The following is a 7,877-nucleotide window of genomic DNA, read 5'->3' on the forward strand; positions in this document are numbered from 1 at the left end:
TCTGTTTCCCGGATTTCATTCTCATCTCCACTCTCTGATGGTTACGATGAGCCTGAAATCCTCCGCTACGCAATCAACCTAGTCTGTTCCATGGGTGCTGATGGCGGACACCGTCCGCCGTGGTATCACAAGAACATCATGTCCGAACTAATGGGCAACATTTACGGCCAGTATGACGCCAAACCGCAGGGCTTTATCCCCGGCGGCGTCAGCCTGCACAATATGATGTTGCCGCACGGGCCAGACCGCGACGCGTTCGAGGGTGCCTCGAACTCGAACCTTGGGCCTGAAAAGCTGGACAACACCATGTCCTTCATGTTCGAGACCCGCTTCCCGCAGCACCTGACAGCCTTCGCCGCGAACGAAGCCCCGCTGCAGGACAATTACATCGACTGCTGGGACAGCGTTGAGAAGAAGTTCGACGGGACGCCAGGTAAGAAATGATGGGTCTTAAGTTATATACCTATTGGAGATCGACCACATCCTATCGGGTGCGTATTGCATTAAACCTGAAGGGTGTGCCGTTCGAAAGCTGCCCGGTCAATCTGGTGAAAGGCGAGCAAAGAAGCGCAGCCTATCAAGCGATGAACCCCGGCAAGGGCGTCCCTGTGTTAGAGCTTGAGGATGGCACCAAGTTGACCCAATCTCTGGCTATCCTTGATTATCTTGACCGCGCCTATCCCGACCCGGCGCTTCTGCCGGACGACCCGATTGCGCGGGCCAAGGTGATGGCGGCGGCGCATGTGATTGCGCTGGACATCCATCCGGTGAACAACCTGCGCGTTGTTCAACATTTGGACGGGATGGGGCACAGCAAAGCGGAAAGTGTGGACTGGATGGTCCACTGGATGAACGAAGGTCTGACCGCGTTTCAGGCTATGCTGCCCCAAGGCACCCGCTTTGCCTTTGGCGACATGCCATCGCTTGCGGATATCTGCCTTGTATCGCAGCTTTACAACGGGCATCGCTGGGGTGTGGACATGACGCCCTTTGCGCGTCTGACCGAAATCGAAGAAACCTGTCTGGCCCTGTCCGCCTTCGCCGATGCGCGACCCGAGGTACAGCCGGATGCCGAGTGAGGATCACATGAGCCAACTGAAAAAGTCATGGGTGGACAGCGCGAACTCTGCCGAGACCCCCTTTCCCCTGAACAACCTGCCTTATGGTGTGTTTTCGACCTCAGACAGCGCACCGCGCTGTGGCGTGGCCATCGGGGATATGATCCTTGATATGCACGCTGCCGAAGAAGCTGGCCTGATCGAGATTGGTGATGAACCCGTTTTCGACGTGCCCTTCTGGAATGAATTGATGGAGCAGGGATCGGACGCATGGGCCGCCCTGCGCGCCCGTCTGGAACAGCTGCTGGGCGAGGCTTCGACCGAACGTGACACTGTTGAGCCTCTGTTGGTCGCCCAAGCCGATGCCGAGCTGCACATGCCGTTCCTTGTGTCCGAATACACCGACTTTTATGCCGGTCGTCAGCACGCCGCGAACATGGGCGCGATCCTGCGCGGCTCGCCCGAACTGCCGGCCAACTGGCTGCACATTCCGATCGGTTATAATGGTCGCGCGTCCTCGGTTGTGATCTCGGGTACGCCGATTCACCGCCCGAACGGTCAGCGCAAAGCGCCCGACGCCGAGATGCCCAGCTTTGGCCCCTCGATGCGTTTGGATATCGAGCTGGAAATGGGCGCCATTGTTGGCAAGCCGTCCGAGTTTGGCCAGCCGATCACCGTGGATGAAGCCGACGACATGATCTTCGGCTATGTGCTGCTGAACGACTGGTCCGCGCGTGACATCCAAGGCTGGGAATACCAGCCGCTTGGACCGTTTCAGGGCAAGGCGTTTGGCACCTCGATCAGCCCCTGGATCGTGACCGCCGCCGCGTTGGAAACGTTCCGTGCGCCAACGCCCGAACGCGAGAAAAAGCTTCTGCCCTACCTCGACGGCTCAAAGGACGGCCTTTACGACATTGAGCTTCAGGTGCTGATGCAGCCTGATGGAGCCGAGAAGGCGAGCGTCGTTGGCGAAACCAACTACTCCCGCATGTATTACTCGGCCGCCGAACAGCTCTGCCACCACGCCATCGGCGGCTGTGCGATGAATGTGGGCGACCTTCTGGGGTCTGGCACGATCTCAGGCCCAACCAAGACGGAATACGGTTCTCTGATGGAGATGAGCTGGGCTGGTCGCGAGCCCTTCACGCTCGATACCGGCGAAACCCGGACTTTCATCGAAGACGGAGACACCCTGACCCTGCGCGGTTCGGCCAAGGGCGAAGGCTTCCAGATCGGCTTTGGCGATTGCGTCGGGCAAATCCTGCCCGCCGTTAACTGGCCCAGGTAAGTGGCGAGCAGGGCAACATCGGTTGTTCCGCACCCGCCGTTTGAAAACCTGTGATCCTGCTCGATCATGTTGTTCAAAAAAGCCATTCCGGTGTATCTGGAATGGCTTTTTTGGTGCAATCAGACCGTATGATCCACGATCTGCAAGTGCTGGGCCAGTCGGTCGATCTCGGCCATCCAGCCTTGTACCAGTTTTGGGTCGCTTGGGGCTGCGTGAACGCCTGCCGGGATGGCGCGGTTCATAACGGCCTCGACGGCAAGTGAAACCGGGATCGATACCAGACGCGCCATTGCTGTGCCGCGCTCATCGCCCCAGGCGTCCATGACATAGGTCTTGTGCCATACAGGAACGCCGTCTTTCTCGGCTTTCAGTCCAACACACAGCACAACGCGGTCGGGCTCACCTTCGTCATAGGCGTTTTCGCTCCAGAACTGGTCAGACATCTCTTTCAGACGCGCATCCCCTTCCGGACCCGACAGGGTTTCGATTTCACGGAACACATCCGACCACGCATCCGCCCAACCGTTCAGGCGCAGGGTGCCGCGGACGAATTCTCTGACTGGCCAGTGATCCTCGAACTGGTACTGCGCCTTGAACGGGATCGAGTCGCGGTTGGGATAGACCTCGAAACTTTCCGGCGTTGGCAGCGGCGCGATATAGCTGCTGATCGCATCCCACGGACGGGCAACGTCCAGCGGGGCATAGTCGCGGATCGACTTCGACGGCGACCGCAGCGCCTTGAGCACACCCAACGGCGACCAGCTGAACTTGTAGCGGAACGGGTTCGGGATCTTGGGAATGCCACCGCAATACGAAATAAAGCTCAGGTGGTTTTGCGGATCGAACGCATCCGAGGCGCGATAGTCATCGACCAGTGCATGGGCCATCAGGTGGTCGATGCCCGGATCCAGACCAACTTCGTTGACCAGCGCCACACCGGCCTCGCGCGCCTTGTCGTCCAGTTCGCGCATTTCGGGCGCGATATACGATGACGAAACGAAATTGGCCTGTTTCGCAATCGCCAGTTCCGCCAGTGGTACGTGCCAGTCGCCCGGCAGCATGGACACTATCACGTCGCCCTTCTCGAGCACATCACCCAGAGCGTCGATGTCGAAGGCGCGAATATCGTTGGTCAGGTCCCCAACCTCGGCCCTGGCTTTTTCGACCGTCCGGTTCCAGACAGTGACCTTGTGACGGCCCTCGATCAGGCGGCGCAGGCCGGGGATGGCCGACAGGCCGGTGCCACACCAGTGAATCGTCATCGCTCAGATCCCTTCGATATGTGTTTTGTAAGTTGCTTCTGCCCGACCCCAGACGCCGCTGTCCAGATCGGTCAGGGTCAGAAGCGACGGCAAAAGCTGTGCCGCATAATCTTCCGAACTTTCGACCGGCAGCATCGACGGCAGGTTATCGATGGCCATCACGTCCATCACCGGATCGGTTGCCACGCGCAAAGCGGGCGCGTCCCATGTGGTTGCACGGTCATAGACCGGCACCGGGTTGTAATCACTGTCCGGGTCGCAGGCGACATCGCCGATAGCAGTCAGGTTGCGCGGGGCAGTCAACGCCTCACGCGGAACAAAGACCGGGGTTCCGGGGCGCGCGAAGATGCAGTTCAGGAACAGGTCGTGGTCCAGAATTTCCGGAAACGGTCCGCCGCTGGCGGTTTCCGCCATGTCCCATTTGGTGACGTCGACGCCCATCGCGTCGCACAGGTCTGCGGCCCCCGTACCCACGCGACCCAGTGCACCGATCACGATGGCGCGGGGGCGTGGGGCTCCGGTGGCGTCCAACTCGGCCAGCAATTCAGCGTTCAGAACGTCTTTGCCTGCATATACTCCAACCGGCGGGCATGCGTCGCCCCGTTGCTGTGCCGCCCACGTCTTGAGCGTTACCGCAGCACCGGCATACCCGGCCCAGTAACCAAAGGCGGCAACGCGTCGGCCATCTTCGCTCACCAGATATTCCAGATCATAAAGCGTGCCGCCCCCGGCCTTGAACCGCTCCAGCAGCGCACGACCCGAATGCTGGCCCTTATAGGCATGGCCGAACATGATGTGGCGATGGGGCAGGGGGGTGCCATCTTCGGGCAGTTCCTTGAGGCCAAAGATGATCGCATCCAGCGGGGCTTCGGGCCACGAATTCTCAGCCGCGATTGCACAGCCAGCGTCCTTGTAGCCATCAATCGGAATGGCGCGGACATGGCTTTCTTCGACCGTCACGCGGAGACCTGCGGCGATCAGTGCTGCGGCCCCTTCGGGTGTCAGCCCCACCCGTTCCTCGTTCGGGCGCTGTTCCGCCCTGACCCAGAGATGTGTCATCTTATTTCCTTTTGTCAGAGCATCCCGGCAGCGCGCACCGCCTGAACCGAAGGCCGTACCTCCATCGCCTTGCGGAAGGCGAGAATTTTGGGGAAGGCCGAGACATCGACGCCGTCACCTTCCAGCCAGCTGCAAACCACATAAAGATAGGCATCGGCCAGAGAGAACGCGTCCCCCAGAACAAACGGCCCGCGCAACCCGTTTGACGAGATATAGTCGCAAGATGCGGTCATCGTTTGCGCCACCTTGTCCGTCATGTCTTTCCAGCTGGATTTCTTGTCGGCCCAGCGATGCCCGCGCAGCTTGTGGGCGTGGTTCACATGCATGGTCGAGGCCAGATAGAACATCACCTCGCGCATGCGGGCGGCCATGACCGGATCAGCTGGCACCAAATCGGCCTCGGGTGCCTTGGTCGCAATATATTCCAGCAACGCGCCGGTCTCGGTCAGGATGCCGCCATCGACCACCAGTGCCGGAACGCGCCCCTTGGGATTGATCTGCTTGTAGGCCGGTTTTGTCTGTTCCCCATCGGCAAAGTCCAGCTTGATTGCTTCATAGTCCAGCCCGGCCTCTTCCAGAGCAATCGCAACAGCGACCGAGATGGTTCGGGGTGCATAATAAAGCTGCATCAGGGATCTCCGATCTGGTTAGAGGTGGGTTTGCGCGAACTGCCGGTCGGGTGCTTCCAGATGCGGCACCGCATTGAACAGGACCGGGCTCAGCTGTGCGCCAATCGGGTGCAGACGATGCATCGACGTGTTCATGATGGCAAGGGCCACCCGTGCCATTGACGGGATGTCCAGCCCCATCGCCTGACGCACCACCATCGAGATCAACCCGCCCGAGGTCACGACGATGGCCGGTCCGCCCTCGGTCCCGATCTCGTGCAATGCATCGCGGACGCGGGCTTCAAACGCGTCGAAGGATTCCGGCGCGTTCTCGATCTTTCCGCTGGCCCAGGCCGCGAAGGTTTTGGGCAGGTGTTCGACAAATCCCTCGCGATCGGTCGGGATTTCGACGCCGTGCTGTTCTTCGAACAGCTGTGCAAGGGTGAAATACTCGATCTCGTTCAGCCGTGCGTCGCAGACAGGATCGGTTAATCCCATGCTGGTGACCGTCTCGGTATGGCGGGTCAGGGTGCCACAATAGACGCGTGTATAGTGGCTGCGGGTGTCACGCAGATGCGCGCCCAGCCAGCGGGCCTGTTGATGGCCCAGATCGCTCAGCTTGTCATAGCTTGCTTCGTCGCGCGCCGTCGTGTTTGCCTGCCCGTGCCGCACCAATGTGATATGTGACATGTCGCTCCCTCTTGCGCCGAAGTCTTAGGGCAGGTTCCCTGCCGGGACCAGAGGGGTTTCTTGATCTCACCGGAAAAACATTCGCAGCTGTCCGGTTTCTGGCTATGGTCGCCCTGACCAACTGCGCCCGGAGGGATACATGGCCGTCGACCACACGCGTTTTCTGGAGGATCTGCACAAGCTGCGTGAAATCGGTGCCTCGGGTGTGGGCAAAGGGGTCATCCGCCCGGCCTATTCCAAAGCGGATATCGCGGCGCGCCAATGGCTGGCGGATCGTATGGCCGACGCGGGTCTGACACCGCATTTCGACCCGGTCGGCAACCTGTTCGGGTTGGCGCCCGGCCGCTCTCTGCTCATGGGGTCGCATTCCGACAGCCAGCCCGAAGGCGGCTGGCTGGATGGCGCGCTCGGCGTGATCGCCGCGCTCGAGATCGCGCGGACCAGCGACCAGCCGATCTCGGTCGTCAGTTTTCAGGACGAAGAAGGCCGGTTCGGTGTGACCACGGGCTCGGCGGTCTGGTCCGGCGGTCTGCCTCTGGACAAGGCCGATGTGTTGACCGACGGGGCCGGCGTCAGCTTTGGCGAGGCCCGATCTTCCATGGCGGATCTGTCGCAGGGTTTTGTCGATCCCGCGCGGTTCAGTGGCTTTGTCGAGATGCATATCGAACAGGGCCCCTCTCTGGACGCTGCGAACGAGCAGATCGGCGTCGTTACCGATATCGCCGGCATCCGGGAAATGTCGGTCACTTTCGAAGGGCAGCAGAATCACGCGGGCACCACGCCGATGCATTTGCGCCGCGATGCGTTTCAGGCGTTGTCACTGTTCAACACGCGCCTCAACGAACGGTTTCGCAACGTGGTGACACCACAAACCGTCTGGACCATCGGTCGGGTCGATCTTCACCCCAATGCGTCGTCCATCGTGCCGGGTCGGGCGCGGTTCTCGATGCAGTGGCGCGATGGCGATCCGGATCGGCTGTCGCGGATGGAGGAGATCATCCGTACCACAGCGCAGGAAATAGCCAGCGAACAGGACATGGTGCTGACCTACGGCCCTTTGCTCGGGTTGGAACCCGTCACGATGGATCAAACGCTGCGCGCGGCGCTGGAACATGGGGCCGAACAGGTGGCCCCCGGCAAATGGCGCAGGATGCCGTCGGGCGCGTTGCACGATGCCACAAACGTGTCGCGCCTGATGCCCGTTGCGATGCTGTTCGTGCCCTCAATCAACGGTATCAGCCACGATTTTGCCGAAGATACCGCCGAAAGCGATCTTGTCGCCGGGCTGAGGGTGCTGGATCTCGCGGTGCAGTCACTTGTCGGACAGGCGCGATAAGGTGCAGGCAAAATACCGTTTTTTCAGGCCATTGCAGTCGGCTTGCCTGGTGTTATCGTCGCGTTCAAAGCTTTGACCGGCAAACCCTTGCAGAGGCCAAATGACAAATGTTGCCTAACGGAAAAAAGTTTCCTATAGGAACGCAATGGATGCATACGCCCGTATACAGACTTGCCCCACAGGCGGCGCGTCGGTTCGCAAGTTGACCGGAATCGTTGCAATATTGACTACTTGAGGCAGACTGACGGGAATGCGTTCCAAACCGAAAGATACGAAAAGGTATCCAAGATGACCGAGATTAGACGCACGCCGCTTTTTGGGCTTCACGTTGAGTTGGGCGGCAAGATGGTTGATTTTGCCGGGTGGGAGATGCCGGTTCAGTATCCGCTGGGGATCATGGGCGAGCATAAGCAGTGCCGCGAGAAGGCGGCGTTGTTTGATGTGTCGCATATGGGTCAGGTGATATTGCGGGGCGAGGATGTGGGCGAGAAGCTGGAAGCTCTGTGTCCGCAGGCTTATGCGACGCTGAAGGAAGGCAAGGCGCGGTACGGGTTCTTCACCAATGCCGAAGGCGGG

8 protein-coding genes and 1 pseudogene are annotated in these 7,877 nt (G+C 60.1%); 5 read left to right on the forward strand and 4 right to left on the reverse strand.

From position 1 onward, the window contains the following. The 3 genes from ACR0DY_RS19700 to fahA form a co-directional block, all read left to right on the forward strand. Window positions 1–444 (forward strand): homogentisate 1,2-dioxygenase domain-containing protein (locus ACR0DY_RS19700; protein ID WP_480899010.1); only part of this gene is annotated, 444 nt, incomplete at its 5' end. After that, a complete protein-coding gene (gene maiA / locus ACR0DY_RS19705; RefSeq protein WP_480774251.1) occupies window positions 444–1,079 on the forward strand; it encodes a maleylacetoacetate isomerase in 636 nt (211 codons plus the stop codon). The genes ACR0DY_RS19700 and maiA, both read left to right, overlap by 1 nt. A gap of 7 nt (window positions 1,080–1,086) precedes the next feature. Further along, entirely contained in the window at window positions 1,087–2,346 is a 1,260-nt protein-coding gene (gene fahA / locus ACR0DY_RS19710; RefSeq protein ID WP_480484933.1) for a fumarylacetoacetase, read from the forward strand. 119 nt (window positions 2,347–2,465) lie between these two features. Here fahA and ACR0DY_RS19715 read toward each other — a convergent pair whose 3' ends face one another. From ACR0DY_RS19715 to ACR0DY_RS19730, 4 genes are read right to left on the reverse strand one after another with little or no spacing between them, the layout of a single operon-like run. Beyond that, complete coding sequence (locus ACR0DY_RS19715) at window positions 2,466–3,608, reverse strand: saccharopine dehydrogenase family protein (protein WP_480547690.1); 1,143 nt, start codon at window positions 3,606–3,608, stop codon at window positions 2,466–2,468. A gap of 3 nt (window positions 3,609–3,611) precedes the next feature. Continuing rightward, a complete protein-coding gene (locus ACR0DY_RS19720; RefSeq protein ID WP_480484935.1) occupies window positions 3,612–4,667 on the reverse strand; it encodes a saccharopine dehydrogenase in 1,056 nt (351 codons plus the stop codon). A gap of 14 nt (window positions 4,668–4,681) precedes the next feature. Then, a complete protein-coding gene (locus ACR0DY_RS19725) occupies window positions 4,682–5,296 on the reverse strand; it encodes a glutathione S-transferase family protein (protein ID WP_480484936.1) in 615 nt (204 codons plus the stop codon). 18 nt (window positions 5,297–5,314) lie between these two features. Beyond that, window positions 5,315–5,965, reverse strand: a complete 651-nt coding sequence (locus ACR0DY_RS19730; protein WP_209505059.1) for a histidine phosphatase family protein — start codon at window positions 5,963–5,965, stop codon at window positions 5,315–5,317. Window positions 5,966–6,104: 139 nt separating this feature from the next. On the opposite strand from ACR0DY_RS19730, the gene ACR0DY_RS19735 reads away from it, so the two are divergent. Together ACR0DY_RS19735 and gcvT are read left to right on the forward strand one after the other, a co-directional pair. After that, window positions 6,105–7,301 (forward strand): Zn-dependent hydrolase, encoded by a 1,197-nt coding sequence (locus tag ACR0DY_RS19735; protein WP_480547688.1) that lies wholly within the window; start codon window positions 6,105–6,107, stop codon window positions 7,299–7,301. Between the two features lie 288 nt (window positions 7,302–7,589). After that, window positions 7,590–7,877 (forward strand): annotated as a pseudogene (gene gcvT / locus ACR0DY_RS19740) (glycine cleavage system aminomethyltransferase GcvT); the annotation flags it as partial.

This window comes from Ruegeria sp. O6 (assembly GCF_056535045.1).